The following is a 13,723-nucleotide window of genomic DNA, read 5'->3' on the forward strand; positions in this document are numbered from 1 at the left end:
GGCTTATACGTACTTAATTGTTTTGTATGTGTACCATAATTACAATAGATGACAAAAAAATACATTCTTTTTTTATATCTCGTCCTTCTAATGTTGTCTTGCGCTAAAGATGATGGCATATCACCATTGCTTATTGAGACTAACCCAGATGAATTTACACTCACTCAAAATTCAGAAATTGAGATTTATATATTTCTAAATGATTTAAACATTCCATCCAAAGGAACTTTAACTTTAAGTCAACCTACAAAAGGAACAGTTTTTATATTAGACAATGATACTCCTAATAATCCTAGTGACGATAGCATAAAATATACCGCCAATTCAAATGAAATTGGTGAAGATAATTTTACTTATACAATATGTACAATTTCTGGTGATTGCATAACAGAAAATGTGTCATTAACAATTGTATCAGCATCAAATATTAATTTAGATCTTGGCAGCATTCCATATGAAACACTTTCAGAATACAACTTTTTTCAAGGAAACCTTAAGGATTTAAAACCAAACTTTGGGGTGGTTCCTTACGGTTTAAATTCAGTGTTATTCACGGATTATGCTAAAAAGAAACGATTTGTTTGGATGCCAAATAATACCAAAGCCACCTATATTAGTGATGACGTATCTTTAAATTTTCCCATTGGCACCGTTTTAATTAAAAGTTTTTATTATGACAATGTGCTTCCCCATAACAAAACACAACTCATTGAAACCCGTCTAATGATAAGAAAAAACGAGGGTTGGATATTCGCCAATTATATTTGGAACGAAACACAGACGGAAGCCGCTTTAGATCTTAATGGTCGCTTTGTAAATTTGCAATGGCTAGAAAATGAAGAAGTAAATACCGTTCAATATAGGGTGCCTTCAGAAGCGAAATGTTTTACTTGTCATAAAATATTGGAAACACCCGAACCTATTGGCCCAAAACCTAGAAATTTAAATTTTGAATATGAAGATGGACCAGAAAACCAACTTAATAAATTAGTATCTTTGGGTTATCTAGAGAATTCACTACCAGAAACCATTTCGCAATTACCCAATTATAGCGACATTTCGGAACCTTTAGAATCTAGAGTTAGAGCTTATTTAGAAATAAATTGCGCACACTGTCACTCTGAAGAAACCCATTGTTCTTATAGACCCATGCGTTTTGAATATATTGACACTCAAAATTATGATAATATCGGGGTTTGTGTAGATCCCGATACAGAACTTGAAGAAGGACTTGGCCATATCGTCGAGCCAGGAGATGCACGCAATTCGGTTCTGCACTATAGACTTAGCTCTAACGAACCCTCAACCAGAATGCCGCTTCTAGGAAGAAGTTTAAGACACAATGAAGGTGTCGCCCTTATCGAAGAATGGATAGATTCATTAATCACAGACTGTAACTAAATTAAATAATTATGAAAAAAACTTTACTAACCACATTGCTTTTTACGCTGTATGGCTTTATTACTCAAGCACAGGTATTAAATCAATCCGCAAATTGGCCTAATGAGAACTGGAGTCTTTCAGGTAGTTATGATGCTGCTTTCGTATATGAAGATCCAACAGTGCTAAATGGTTCTTCCTCATTTTCGTTTAATGATGATGAAGCTGGTGGTACCTCTGACAATAATGTAGCTGCCGAATCGCCTACAATTGATCTTTCTACGGCTTTTAATGCTAATGAAACTGAAATAATTGTCGTTTTTCAATATGTATATAATATATATCAAACCGAAACTTTTAGACTACAATATTGGGATGCCGATAACAACCAATGGTTAAATTGGGGAGAGGCAATTGAAGATAGTACCGCCGCCGGATCAGATTTTTGTACAAGACCACGCACAGACTTTACAAGTGATCCTTTATCCATTGCCCAGTTTTCTGGTAATCAATTACAAAATTTTAAATATCGTTTAGATTACAACGATAATACATCTTATGGCTGGGGATTTTGCATGGATGCTCCCACACTAATTTCTAATGCTCCACCTGCCTGTCCAAGTATACTCAACTTAACGGTTAGTAATGTAAGTGATAATAGTGCCCAGGCTAATTGGGATATAGGAGATTCTGAAACGTCTTGGGAAGTTGCCATTATTTTAGCTTCTGCAAATCCTCCTAGTTCTGGAACAATAACTAACAATACCGCATATACATTTTCTAACTTAACCCAAGAAACTAATTACCTAATATATGTTAGAGCAGTTTGCGGCGCTGATGGATTTAGTCTTTGGGAATCGATAAGTCTTACTACAGGTACCGATTTATCTGGATATCCAGTAACCTTCACCGCAAACCCGCTTAGTACGACTGGAAGCTATGACATCGCTTTAGTTGACCTTAATGGAGACTTTTTAGATGATGCTGTTTCTGTTAGTGATACTAATATAAATGTTCATTATCAATTAGCTACAGGTGGTTTTAATTCGGTAAATATTACTACTACCCAAGCCGATAATTTACCAACATGGAGTTTAGCTGCGGGAGATTTTGATAATAACGGGTATAATGATCTCGTATATGGCTCAACTAGTGGAGTAACTTTTATGAAAGCTAACGAAACAGGTACTGGATATACCGAAATATCAGGTACTGAAGATATTTTCTCTCAACGGACAAATTTTGTGGATATTAATAACGATGGTAATTTAGATGCATTTGTTTGTCACGATGTTCAAGCAAACGTATATTATATAAATGATGGTACTGGTAATTTAACGTATTATCAAGGTCGCAGTGAAGGAGTTGTTCCAAATGGATTGGGTTTAATTCCAGGAGGTGGAAACTATGGTACGGTTTGGATTGATTATGATAATGATCGTGATATGGATATGTTTATCGCTAAATGTCGTGGTGGCTCCACTCCTATTAACACCAATGAATTGTGGCGAAATGATGGAAATGGTATATTTGTTAATGTAGCAGATACAGGATGGTATAATGATAATTACCCAATCGATGGACATAACAACACATCAAATTTAGGAGATATTGTACAAACATGGTCTTCTGCATGGGCAGATTTTGATAATGACGGTGATATGGATGTATATGTTGGTGCAAGTAGTAGCAGCCCTACTAATGGTACGTCTAAACTTATGCGTAATAATGGAGACGGCACATTTACCGATGTAACAGCTGGTTCTGGAGTTTTAGATGCACAATTGGGCGTAGAAAATGCACCAGCCGATTTTGATAACGATGGTTACGTTGACATTATATCTAATGGAGATGTTTTGTTCAACAACGGCGATTTTACGTTTACCAATTACGCGTCAAATATGCCACCAAGCGGTGCTATTGGCGATGCAAATAACGATGGCTTCTTAGATATTTTTCGAAGTGGTACTATTTATTTAAATAATACGAATTCAAATAATTGGTTAAAAATAAATACGATAGGTACTGATAGTAATATCAATGGCATTGGAGCTCGAGTAGAAATATTAACACCTTCGGGAATACAAATTAGAGAAGTAAGAAGCGGAGAAGGTTTTGAATTTATGAGTTCGCTAAATACACATTTTGGTATCGGTGCTGACACTACAATTAATAATATTACCATTTATTGGCCATCTGGTGTTGTCGATTATATTCCGAATCCAGCCATAAATTCAACAATAAATATCATTGAAGGTACTGCGTTAAATGTTGAAGATGAAACTTTAGGAGATGTTTCTATTTATCCTAATCCTGTAAAAGAAGAACTTACCATCAAAACCTCAGCCAATGTTATTAATAAAATAGCAACTGTTTTTGATATCAATGGAAAGCGTATACTTAGCATGAAACTTAAATCGAATAAAATCGACGTTTCGAAATTAACAAGTGGTGTGTACTTTTTGAGATTAGAATCTGAAGGAAAAACGATGAAACGAAAGTTCATAAAGCAATAATTTAAGTCCTGATAAAGCTGAAACCGTTTGAGAAATCAAGCGGTTTTTTTATAGTATTTTTGTAATGAAATCATTCTACTCTTTTAAATAAGTCTAATATGTTAGAGGTGAAAAACGTCACTTTCGGGTATTCTAAAACCGAAGTCTTAAAAGCTATTGACTTTAAAGTTGAAGCTGGAGAAAACCTCGCCATTATAGGAGAAAGTGGTTCAGGCAAAAGCACGCTTCTTAATCTTATTTATGGTAAATACGATCTAAAACAAGGAAACATTTTCTGGAATAACGAAGAAATTCTGGGACCTAAATTTAATTTGGTTATCGGTTATGATTTTATGAAATACGTAACCCAAGAATTCGACCTAATGCCTTACACTACGGTAGAAGAAAATATTGGCAAATACTTATCGCGTTTTTATCCTGAAGAAAAGCAAAAACGCACCAAGGATTTAATTAAGGTAGTAGAACTTGAAGCTTTTACCAATACTAAAGTAAAATTTTTAAGTGGTGGTCAGAAACAACGAGTGGCGATCGCAAGAGCACTAGCAAAAGAGCCAGAGATCTTGTTATTAGATGAACCTTTCAGCCATATTGATAATTTTAAAAAACAATCCCTGAGACGAAGTGTTTTTAAATATCTCAAAAACCATAAGATCTCTTGTATTGTAGCCACACATAATAAAAATGACGTCCTTGGTTTTGCTGATCAACTTTTGGTTATTCATCAATCAAAGATTATTGCAAAAGATACACCTCAGCATATTTTTAAAAATCCTAAATTACCCTTAATTGCATCGTTCTTCGGAGAATTTAATGTTATTGAACCTTACGGGATAGTCTACGCACATCAGCTTCAAATTGTGGTACTATCCGATTTAAAAGCTGTTGTAACAAAAACGTATTTCAATGGTAGAAATTGGTTAATAGAGGCTAATTATAAGTCGAAACCAATTTTTATTGAGCATCATCTTAAACTAGAAAAAGATGCTTTAATTTACTTTACCATTTCTTCATAATTTTTTATCGAAAATTTTAATCTTTTAAGCATTCTATTACACAATATTAGCGGTTTTAATACGTCATTACGCTCACTAATAAATCAATGTTGACCGATTTGGGCAAAGCCGATGTAAAAACCATTTTAGATGCCGATTATCCTAATAGTAAAAACCACATCTTTTTTTTAATAAATTCAAAAAACAACATATTAATAACACAACATGGTTCAAGTGGTTCTAGTGCAAAACTATACACCATGTATAAAAATTGGTGTCAACAATAATTATTCTAAAAGTAAATTAATTTACCAGGCTTGTTAGTGCTGACCTGCAACATTTCTAACCAATTCAAATCACATAAGCACCAAAAGAACCATGATAACTCAAACTAACTGGAATCTCTTCAGAATTAATTATAACAGATGGAATTCCTAATTCTGACTTTTTAAATTTTAAATCCAAAATTGAAACCTGAAACAACGTCGAAATTTCATTCAACAATGTTTGTTTCATAATTTCACTTTGAATGTTTGTGATGTCAGATTTTAATCCAATCACTTTTGAAGTCATTTTAAAGTCTGAAATTCGGGCTTCAGACAAGATATAATTTGAAGTGTATTTAGTTTTAGTCTGGCATTTAAAGTTGTTATATCTTACTGTCCCATTTTCATTTTCGATGTGGCATTCAAAACCTTTTGGATTGTAGAATCGGCTTGGGTTTTGCTGAGTGTAGAGTTTGTATGATGCTTCTTTCATACTCCAAAGTCGCCAAACCATAAGGAATTTATTTTCAGAATTATAAATTAATTCTTGTTCTGCTTTAGTAAACAGCTTTTCTAAAAATCGAGGACGTTGCCAATTTGATGCGCTTTTTGCTTCTACCAAATCGACAATGTCATTACCTACCATTAACGTTCCAATTTCGCATTTATAATGTCCATGGCCGATTTTACATCGAGCATTTTTTCCATGTCTTCATTTTCTAATCGAATATCGAATTCATCTTCAATATCAAGGATTATATCGACTAAGTTGGCCGAATTGATTTTTAAATCATTTACAAAATCAGTTTCTTCTGTTAAATTTTTAAAAGCTTCTTCATCTTGAATGTATGGTGCGATGATAGTTTTTAATTTAGGGATTAATTCGTCTTTTGTCATATTCATTTTTCACGAAGGTGGGCCCGACACTTCGAGATTTTTTAATTAAACTAATTTTCTATTGTAAAGTTAAGCAAAGTGTCGTGAATATTTAGACCTAGTACAATTTAAAAACTTACGAAATTTTAATAAACTTCCTAAAAACCACACACGCATTCACATCGCCAAAACCAAAACTCGCTTTGGCCAACACATCGAAATTAACATCGATTGCTTTCGTTGGGATTTTATCTGGTTTTACAGTAGATTCAATTTCGGGATGTAAATCGCTGCAATTTATATTAGGTGCCACAAATTGTTCTTTTAATTGAATTACACTTGCCACACATTCAATCGCCCCTGCTGCAGCCAAACAATGGCCAATCATGGATTTCGTAGAATTTATATAGGGGAAATCGTTTCCTGTTCTATTTAAGGCTTTCGACCAATTTTCAATTTCTAGACTGTCTTTTGAAGTGGCTGTTAAATGTCCATTAATCACTTGTACTTGATTGGATGTTATTCCTGAATTCTCTATGGCTTTCTCAATACAACGCTGTACAGCTTCAGGATTTGGTGCCGTTAACGTGCCTCCTTGACGTTGACCTCCAGAATTTATTTCTCCGCCCAATACCTCAGCATATATTTTTGCACCACGTTCTAAGGCACTGTCTAAAGATTCTATAACCATAGCTCCTGCTCCACTGCCTGGCACAAATCCTGTTGCGGTGGCACTCATTGGTCGAGAGCCTTCTTCAGGGTTTTCATTATGTTTATAAGTCATTACTCGCATGGCATCAAAACCTCCCCAAATGTATGGACCGTGATCACTACAACTGCCTACTAGCATGCGTTTCGTTTTGCCGTTGATAATGCGGTCATAGCCCATTAGTAACGCTTCTGTTCCTGTAGTGCAAGCTGATGAATTAGTGGTTACCTGATTTCCTAAGCCCAACATGCCACTGAGATACGCACTCACACCACTAGCCATAGTTTGCAACACAACGGTGCTTCCTAAGCGTCTTACATTCCCTTCGTCTAAACTGTAAATGGCTTCACGAAACTTCTCAACTCCAGAGGTTCCTGTTCCGAAAATAAGTCCTGTGTCGTAGTCGAGTTTACTTTCAGGATTCATATCAAAACCTGCATCTTTCCATGCGTCAATGCCTGCCATACATCCATATAAAATTCCGGAGCTGTTGAATCCTCTTAATTGTAAATCGGTAAAATAGACTGAAATTTTATCTTTTGAAATTTGAGGTATGCCTCCAATCTGACACGAAAAATTGAGGTCTTTCAAATCTTGATGAAATGTGATCCCTGATTTTCCTTGTTTTAAGGCATTAGTGAAATCGGCAACTCCAACTCCGTTTGGTGCTACTACGCCTAAGCCTGTTATAACTACTCTTTTTTTCATCCACAATTGTGCGAAAGCCGTCCCGAAACGTAGGGATTATTACTTAAACTTAAAATTTTTCTATGTTCTACAAAACTATAAAATGTGTTATTAAACCCTCAGTTCGGCTTCTCAATTATGAGATTTCTGCCTTCGCAAGAATTTGTGCCATTCCAGAAATAAAACCCCTACAAATCAATTCTCCTTTCTCATTCATCATCCTCACCTTACACTTCAACTTATTAAACCGAAACACATCTTTTTCTGAAATAACTGTCACCTTTTCATTAGGTAAAACCGGTAAGTAAAAATCCATTTGATGTGATGTTAACGCAATTTTCGGTGAGCTAAAATTATTTAATTCTTCTTTTAATAAATAAATACCAAAACACACCAAACCAATTTGCGCCATACATTCTGTTAGAATTACTCCTGGAGTGACGGGATTATTTTTAAAATGCCCTTGATAAAAAAATTCGTTTGTTTTAAAAGTATAATGGCCCGTAATTTCGTTTTCTGAAACGGAATCGATACCATCAACGAATAAGAATGGTTTTTGATAAGGTAAGTATGTTATAATTTGGCTTTTATTCATTATTTGAAAATCAATTGATTTTATAGATAATTTTTACGCAATACAATCTTAAGATACATTAAAATTTACTTTTTAATATTTAAATTTTTACCACTCTAACAAAACACGCTGCGCAGAAAAACCAGGCCCAAAACTGAGCATAATTCCTTTATCACCTTTGGGCAATTTCCTATCCATAAATCGTTCTAAAACATACAGCACCGTGGCACTGCTCATGTTGCCATATAGTCTTAACACCTCTTTGGTATCATCTATATTTTTACCTAAATCGCCAAACAATTCTTCTACGGTTTGTACTATTTTTTTACCTCCAGGATGAAATACCAAATGGTTAATATCTCCAATGGATAAATTATTTCGCTCTAAAAACGGATGAATAATATTTGGAAAATGATTGGCAATAGTTTGCGGTACCGATTGATCTAATACCATTTGCAAGCCGCTGTTTTTTAATTTAAACCCCATCATGTGTTCGGCATCATAAAAATGATACATGGCTTCGTCTATAATTTCTGGTCCTTCTTCATTTTCGTAAGACGATAGGATTACGCTTGCACACCCATCACCAAATATGGCAGCACTCACAATATTAACCATAGAATAATCCTCGAGCTGAAAGGTGGCCGTTGGCGATTCTACCGCAATGATTGCAGCGCGTTTATCTGGATTCGCTTTTAAAAAATTTTTAGCATATATGATTCCAGAAACTCCTGCCGCACAACCCATTTCCGTAACTGGCAAGCGCACTATATCTTGTTTCATTTTTAAGTTATTAATCAAAAAGGCATCTAATGACGGAATCGTAATACCTGTGCAACTTACCGTTATAATATAATCAATATCAGTAGGTTCTAAATTGGCTTTCTTTAAAGCTTTTATCAAACTAGCCTCGGCTAATTTTATAGATTCTTTGGTATAGATGTCGTTCTTTTCTTCAAAAGAAGTCATTAAAAATACCTCTTCTGGATTCATAATAGAATAGCGTCTATCTACTGCAGCATTCTCGAAAATCTTTAAGACTTTTCGTTTAAAACGCTCCTCTTTACTATCTAACCATAATTCAACAAAAGGTAAAATATCTTTGGTCTCTCTCGTGTATTTTGGTAGTTGTTTGGCTACTGCTGTTATTTTTACGCTCATACCTTCTTACTGCTACGGCAGAAATATTTTTGATTAATATTTCCCCTTTTTTTTCATTTTATAATCCTTTAGAAGCTTTATATACTAGCTTTAAAACAAAAAAATATTCTTTCTCATTGATTAATAAGAGAATAATAATCTTTAATATATAGAATTTATTTATTTCTAGTGGATTCTCCCGAAAATAATCCATTGATAACGAAATGCCCATCTCCACCGGATTTTAGATTTAACATTCAACTGTGTTGAAAATTGCTCTAAATCTTTTCGCTTAAACGCTCTTAATATAGATGTTAATCCATCTTGAACGATCATATGGTTTGAAATAGTCAACCCTAATAATTTAAACAAAATATACGCTAATTTGCTACGTTGCAAATCGTTGATTACAATTCCGAGATTAGAATATTTCGAAAGATCCTTTAATATTTTGACGATATCTTCATCTTTAAAATGATGTAGAAACAAGGTGGTTAGCGCAATATCAAAATTTATATTTTTAAATTCTTCAGAAAAAATATCAATCGTTTTAAAGCTCAATTCTGGAAAATTGGCTGATAGTTCAGTAGCATAAGCAATAGCATCTTCATTAGCATCAATACCAATTAATTGAAAGTTATACCGATGCTTACGGCCATATTTTGCAACTAATCTTAATATGTCTCCATGACCACAACCTAAATCAATTATTGTATAAATTTTATCTTTCGGCTGATTAAGCATTAATTGGTCTATACCATTTAATGTTATTTGATTACCGCCCAACCATTTATTTATATTTCCAAGCTTATCCAAGGTGTCCCGAAGCAATTCCCCTTTCAAGGTAAAATCGTCCATGATTTCGGTCTTATTACTGCGAAATGTGGTATCTATAAATATACTCATTTGATTTTCATCGGTTTACCATGTGTCATTTTTATTACTAATGGCATTAAATATGGCATCACGTTTAAAACAGTTAACAGTTTTGAGGCTAACCAGTTTTGCCTAAATAAATAAGCAATGATGTGGCCGACTTTCAGTCGCATCCCAAACGTTTTTTTCCAACGTTCAGTATACGTGTTTTCTAATGTTTGGCGTGATACAATTTTTCCATGAAGATAATCAATAATCAATTGCGATGCTAATTGTGCGCTTCTAATCGCCATGCCCATACCGTTTCCACATAATGGATGAATCATGCCCGCCGTATCTCCACACATAATAATATGGTTCTCAACAGGTTTTTTGGTCTTGAATGAGATCTGACTTATGGTTAAAGGCTTCTCAAATTCTGGTTTCGAGTTTTTAAAAATCGCTTTTAATGCTGAATTTTTAAACAGGACTTCTTCTTGAAACGTTTCAATGTCCTTATATTTTTTGAAAGATTCGAAATTGGTTATATAACATAGATTGATGTGATCGCTTTCTACTTTTGACACTCCACAATAACCACCTTTAAAATTATGAAGTGCAACCATGTCTTCCGGGAAATCTCCAGAAAAATGCATTTTAACTCCTAAATAAGGCGATTTTTTTTTGATGAATTTTCGGTTGAAATGTACATCTAAATTTGAACGTTTGCCATAAGCACCAATCACAATTTTTGTGTGAAGAATTTGTTGAGTTTTGGTTTCAACTTGAAAGATATCATCTTTAAACTTTACATCTAGTACCGAATCTTTAACCACTTCCACTCCATTTTTAAGTGCTAATTGGTATAATTGAAAATCTAATTCATATCGGCTCATTCCAAAACCACCAAGGGGTAATTTCGCTGTAATACGGTTGTTGCTGTGGGTTGTTAATTTAAAATTTGAAATTTGTTTAGCCCCGTGTTCAAAGGGATTGAAACCGAGATAATTTAAATACGGTAAGACTTCATTTGATATATATTCTCCACATACTTTATGTTTTGGATATTCGTTTTTCTCAATCAATAAAACATTGAAATTTGCTTTTGATAAATGAATAGCACTAGTTAAACCTGCTAAACCACCTCCAATAATAATCACATCGCACTGTTGCATTGTCCTTTAAAGTTCTTGAAAGTAGGCAACACTTATTTTTTCGGTATCGCTTATTAAAACTGTGATGTGAAGTTAAGCTAGAAATGAGACAAAAGGAATAGGTTTAACGTTTTTCTATTGCACGCGTTCAAATTATGTCTAGAATTGTAAATTCAGTTTCCCTAAATCGAACCGTATCATTAACGCATTTCGAAATTAACAATTGTGCAATTGGTGTTGCTGCTGAAATCGCAAAATAAGAATTGTATTCTACTTCTATTTTACCAGCACTAATAGAAATAAAGTAGTTGGCTCCTGTTGTTTTTACCACGGAACCTAAAGTCACTTTTTGATAGTTTGATGCAGGATTTATTTTCTGAAGGATTTGCTTTTGTTTTTCAATTTCGGCCAATTGGTTACCTGCTTTTTCGCGTTCTAATTGCAGCATAGCGCGACCTGTTTCGTGCTTATCTCCAGCACTACTTTTGGTTTCGGCTTGTAATGCGTTTTGAAGGTCTGAAATCGTTTGATTTACAATGGTTAATCGCGCTTCCAAAAATTCCACACATTGATTGTATAACTTTGTTTTTATAGAACTCATTTGACCTATTTATTAATCAGAATTCAAATTAAATTTTCCATAAAATCGCATCTGCTTAACAATCCATTGTTTTCGGCCTTGAATATATACCGAAGCCGGATTTGCCTTGTAATTTCTTGGATTTGGTAATATTGCAATAATAGCTGCGGCTTCTTGTGCACTCAGATTCGCAGCCGATTTTTTGAACCAGTATTGCGCTGCTGCCTCTGTTCCATAAATACCATTTCCCATTTCAATACTGTTTAAATAGACTTCGAGAATCCGCTCTTTACTCCAAAATATTTCAATTAAAAATGTAAAGTACGTTTCTAACCCTTTCCGTAACCATGAACGATCTGGCCATAAGAACACATTTTTTGCGGTTTGCTGGCTAATAGTACTTCCGCCTTTAATGTGTTTTCCCTGTTTATTGTACTCGTAAGCTTTTTCAATAGCTTTAATATCAAAACCGTTGTGTTCCATAAACTTTTGGTCTTCGCTACAGATGGCAGCAAGTTGTATGTGCTTCGAAATATTATCTATAGCCACCCAATTGTGTTCCCATTTGGTTTTGGTAGCTTTTGTGTCTTCGAAATAACGAATAACCATTAACGGAGTTACAGGCACAGGTACATATTTAAATAGCACCACCAAACCTACAGAAAGGACAATACTCCAAAGTAATATTTTAATGAAAAATCGAAATATTCGCTTCATAAGTTATTCTACGAGTTCTGCTAGTTCTTTACCTATAATACTGCCAATTGCAACTCCCATGCCTCCTAATCGTACTCCACAAAATACGTTATTTGATAATTGTTTTACTATTGGTTTCTTCTTTTTGCCTACTCCCATAATTCCAGACCAGCGATGTTCTATCTCAAAATTTGTGTTAGGTAAAATTGTAGTTTTGAGTAACGCTTCGAGTTTCTTTTGAATGATTTCCGTTTGTCCAAATTCCGTAGTTTCTTCGGTTTTAAAATCCAAATTTCGTCCACCCCCAAGCAATATTCTATTATCAATATTTCTAAAATAGTAAAATCCTTCGTCCAAATGAAACGTGCCTTTAATAGGTAAGTTATTAATTGGTTTTGTTATTACTACTTGCGCCCGAGCTGGGTTTACCTTGGGAATATTCAATTGACTAGCAAATCCATTAGTGGCAATACATAACTTTTTGGTACTAAAGTTGAAATGGTTTGTTTTAAGTTTTACCGAATTTATATCTTCAGAAAAGGCATCTATCGTTGTGTTATTTAAAATTTTTATATCTAAGGCTTGAACTTTATTCAATAACGCGTTCATCATTTTTCCTGTATCAATTTGTCCTTCAAAAGAGTTGAAACTACAGTTTGATTTTATATGTTTAAAACCAAACATATTCTTTCTAAAAGAAAACACTTCTGTATTGAAAATAGGGTTTAACAGATGGTTAATCGCTTTTAGATTATCTACACAGGTACAATAAAGTTTTTCATTAGCATCTGAAAATAATTCATACCCGCCCAAATTCTGATAATCTATGGATCTATCACCTAGCGTTTTTCTAAGCAATTGGAGTCCGTTTATACGGTTTTGAATAAGATTTAGTACCTCTTCTTCAGTATGATATTTTAAATCATCTATTATTTCACTTAAACTGCCGAAACAAGCAAAACCAGCATTTTTAGTACTAGCTCCCTGTGGAAGAATTCCTTTTTCTATAATTACAATTTTAGCTTTAGGAAAGCGATTCTTCAATTGTAGAGCACAACTAAGCCCTACAATACCGCTCCCGACAATTGTAAAATCAATGTGAGATAACCAATTTTTTATTTCCCAATACGATAGATTCATAACACAAAAAAAAGCTCCAGATTAAGGAGCTTTTAAATATAATTAATATTATTATTCTAGAACTATTTTTCTTGGTGACTTTCTGTGCTCAGTCTGTTATTGTTAACAAATATGTAAAAGTTAACCTATTTAGTTTTAAAACCTGACAACGTATAATA

General features: G+C 34.0%; 14 protein-coding genes. 4 read left to right on the top strand and 10 right to left on the bottom strand.

Annotation, left to right across the window (positions count from 1 at the left end; all coding sequences use genetic code 11):
- The first annotated feature begins 48 nt into the window (after window positions 1-48).
- From QMA06_RS02020 to QMA06_RS02035, 4 genes are all read left to right on the top strand, one after another.
- On the top strand, window positions 49-1,401 hold the full coding sequence (locus QMA06_RS02020) for an Ig-like domain-containing protein (protein WP_290205183.1): 1,353 nt from the start codon (window positions 49-51) through the stop codon (window positions 1,399-1,401).
- An 11-nt stretch (window positions 1,402-1,412) separates the two neighbouring features.
- A complete protein-coding gene (locus QMA06_RS02025; protein WP_290205184.1) occupies window positions 1,413-3,896 on the top strand; it encodes an FG-GAP-like repeat-containing protein in 2,484 nt (827 codons plus the stop codon).
- A gap of 98 nt (window positions 3,897-3,994) precedes the next feature.
- Complete coding sequence (locus tag QMA06_RS02030) at window positions 3,995-4,909, top strand: ABC transporter ATP-binding protein (RefSeq protein ID WP_290205185.1); 915 nt, start codon at window positions 3,995-3,997, stop codon at window positions 4,907-4,909.
- Between the two features lie 86 nt (window positions 4,910-4,995).
- Window positions 4,996-5,175 carry a hypothetical protein gene (locus QMA06_RS02035; RefSeq protein ID WP_290205186.1) on the top strand — a complete coding sequence of 60 codons (180 nt, stop codon included), beginning with the start codon at window positions 4,996-4,998 and terminating at the stop codon, window positions 5,173-5,175.
- A gap of 64 nt (window positions 5,176-5,239) precedes the next feature.
- Here the strand turns inward: QMA06_RS02035 and QMA06_RS02040 are convergent, their stop codons facing one another.
- The 10 genes from QMA06_RS02040 to QMA06_RS02085 form a co-directional block, all read right to left on the bottom strand.
- Entirely contained in the window at window positions 5,240-5,800 is a 561-nt protein-coding gene (locus tag QMA06_RS02040; protein WP_290205187.1) for a 4'-phosphopantetheinyl transferase family protein, read from the bottom strand.
- The gene (locus tag QMA06_RS02045; protein WP_290205188.1) at window positions 5,800-6,051 is read right to left on the bottom strand and encodes an acyl carrier protein; all 252 of its coding nucleotides are present in this window, start codon (window positions 6,049-6,051) and stop codon (window positions 5,800-5,802) included. The genes QMA06_RS02040 and QMA06_RS02045 overlap by 1 nt, the downstream gene beginning before the upstream one ends.
- Before the next feature lie 115 nt (window positions 6,052-6,166).
- On the bottom strand, window positions 6,167-7,447 hold the full coding sequence (locus QMA06_RS02050; protein WP_290205189.1) for a beta-ketoacyl-[acyl-carrier-protein] synthase family protein: 1,281 nt from the start codon (window positions 7,445-7,447) through the stop codon (window positions 6,167-6,169).
- A 115-nt stretch (window positions 7,448-7,562) separates the two neighbouring features.
- The gene (locus QMA06_RS02055) at window positions 7,563-8,021 is read right to left on the bottom strand and encodes a 3-hydroxyacyl-ACP dehydratase FabZ family protein (RefSeq protein ID WP_290205190.1); all 459 of its coding nucleotides are present in this window, start codon (window positions 8,019-8,021) and stop codon (window positions 7,563-7,565) included.
- Window positions 8,022-8,108: 87 nt separating this feature from the next.
- A complete protein-coding gene (locus tag QMA06_RS02060) occupies window positions 8,109-9,161 on the bottom strand; it encodes a type III polyketide synthase (protein WP_290205191.1) in 1,053 nt (350 codons plus the stop codon).
- 165 nt (window positions 9,162-9,326) lie between these two features.
- The gene (locus QMA06_RS02065) at window positions 9,327-10,046 is read right to left on the bottom strand and encodes a methyltransferase domain-containing protein (protein ID WP_290205192.1); all 720 of its coding nucleotides are present in this window, start codon (window positions 10,044-10,046) and stop codon (window positions 9,327-9,329) included.
- Entirely contained in the window at window positions 10,043-11,170 is a 1,128-nt protein-coding gene (locus QMA06_RS02070; protein ID WP_290205193.1) for an NAD(P)/FAD-dependent oxidoreductase, read from the bottom strand. Before QMA06_RS02070 ends, QMA06_RS02065 begins: the two co-directional genes overlap by 4 nt.
- A gap of 127 nt (window positions 11,171-11,297) precedes the next feature.
- The gene (locus QMA06_RS02075; RefSeq protein WP_290205194.1) at window positions 11,298-11,750 is read right to left on the bottom strand and encodes a 3-oxoacyl-ACP synthase; all 453 of its coding nucleotides are present in this window, start codon (window positions 11,748-11,750) and stop codon (window positions 11,298-11,300) included.
- A gap of 12 nt (window positions 11,751-11,762) precedes the next feature.
- Complete coding sequence (gene mtgA, locus QMA06_RS02080) at window positions 11,763-12,446, bottom strand: monofunctional biosynthetic peptidoglycan transglycosylase (RefSeq protein ID WP_290205195.1); 684 nt, start codon at window positions 12,444-12,446, stop codon at window positions 11,763-11,765.
- Between the two features lie 3 nt (window positions 12,447-12,449).
- Entirely contained in the window at window positions 12,450-13,565 is a 1,116-nt protein-coding gene (locus QMA06_RS02085; RefSeq protein WP_290205196.1) for an NAD(P)/FAD-dependent oxidoreductase, read from the bottom strand.
- Window positions 13,566-13,723: the final 158 nt, after the last annotated feature.

It is taken from the genome of Winogradskyella bathintestinalis, assembly GCF_030407435.1.
Lineage (GTDB): Bacteria > Bacteroidota > Bacteroidia > Flavobacteriales > Flavobacteriaceae > Winogradskyella > Winogradskyella bathintestinalis.

Bases quoted from the DNA above. Each gene is read 5' to 3' on its own strand.
- QMA06_RS02030 (WP_290205185.1), top strand. From the start codon at position 3,995: ATGTTAGAGGTGAAAAACGTCACTTTCGGGTATTCTAAAACCGAAGTC.
- QMA06_RS02065 (WP_290205192.1), bottom strand. From the start codon at position 10,046: ATGAGTATATTTATAGATACCACATTTCGCAGTAATAAGACCGAAATC.
- QMA06_RS02040 (WP_290205187.1), bottom strand. From the start codon at position 5,800: ATGGTAGGTAATGACATTGTCGATTTGGTAGAAGCAAAAAGCGCATCA.
- QMA06_RS02085 (WP_290205196.1), bottom strand. From the start codon at position 13,565: ATGAATCTATCGTATTGGGAAATAAAAAATTGGTTATCTCACATTGAT.
- QMA06_RS02045 (WP_290205188.1), bottom strand. From the start codon at position 6,051: ATGACAAAAGACGAATTAATCCCTAAATTAAAAACTATCATCGCACCA.
- QMA06_RS02025 (WP_290205184.1), top strand. From the start codon at position 1,413: ATGAAAAAAACTTTACTAACCACATTGCTTTTTACGCTGTATGGCTTT.
- QMA06_RS02020 (WP_290205183.1), top strand. From the start codon at position 49: ATGACAAAAAAATACATTCTTTTTTTATATCTCGTCCTTCTAATGTTG.
- QMA06_RS02060 (WP_290205191.1), bottom strand. From the start codon at position 9,161: ATGAGCGTAAAAATAACAGCAGTAGCCAAACAACTACCAAAATACACG.
- QMA06_RS02055 (WP_290205190.1), bottom strand. From the start codon at position 8,021: ATGAATAAAAGCCAAATTATAACATACTTACCTTATCAAAAACCATTC.
- QMA06_RS02050 (WP_290205189.1), bottom strand. From the start codon at position 7,447: ATGAAAAAAAGAGTAGTTATAACAGGCTTAGGCGTAGTAGCACCAAAC.
- QMA06_RS02070 (WP_290205193.1), bottom strand. From the start codon at position 11,170: ATGCAACAGTGCGATGTGATTATTATTGGAGGTGGTTTAGCAGGTTTA.
- QMA06_RS02075 (WP_290205194.1), bottom strand. From the start codon at position 11,750: ATGAGTTCTATAAAAACAAAGTTATACAATCAATGTGTGGAATTTTTG.
- QMA06_RS02035 (WP_290205186.1), top strand. From the start codon at position 4,996: ATGTTGACCGATTTGGGCAAAGCCGATGTAAAAACCATTTTAGATGCC.
- mtgA (WP_290205195.1), bottom strand. From the start codon at position 12,446: ATGAAGCGAATATTTCGATTTTTCATTAAAATATTACTTTGGAGTATT.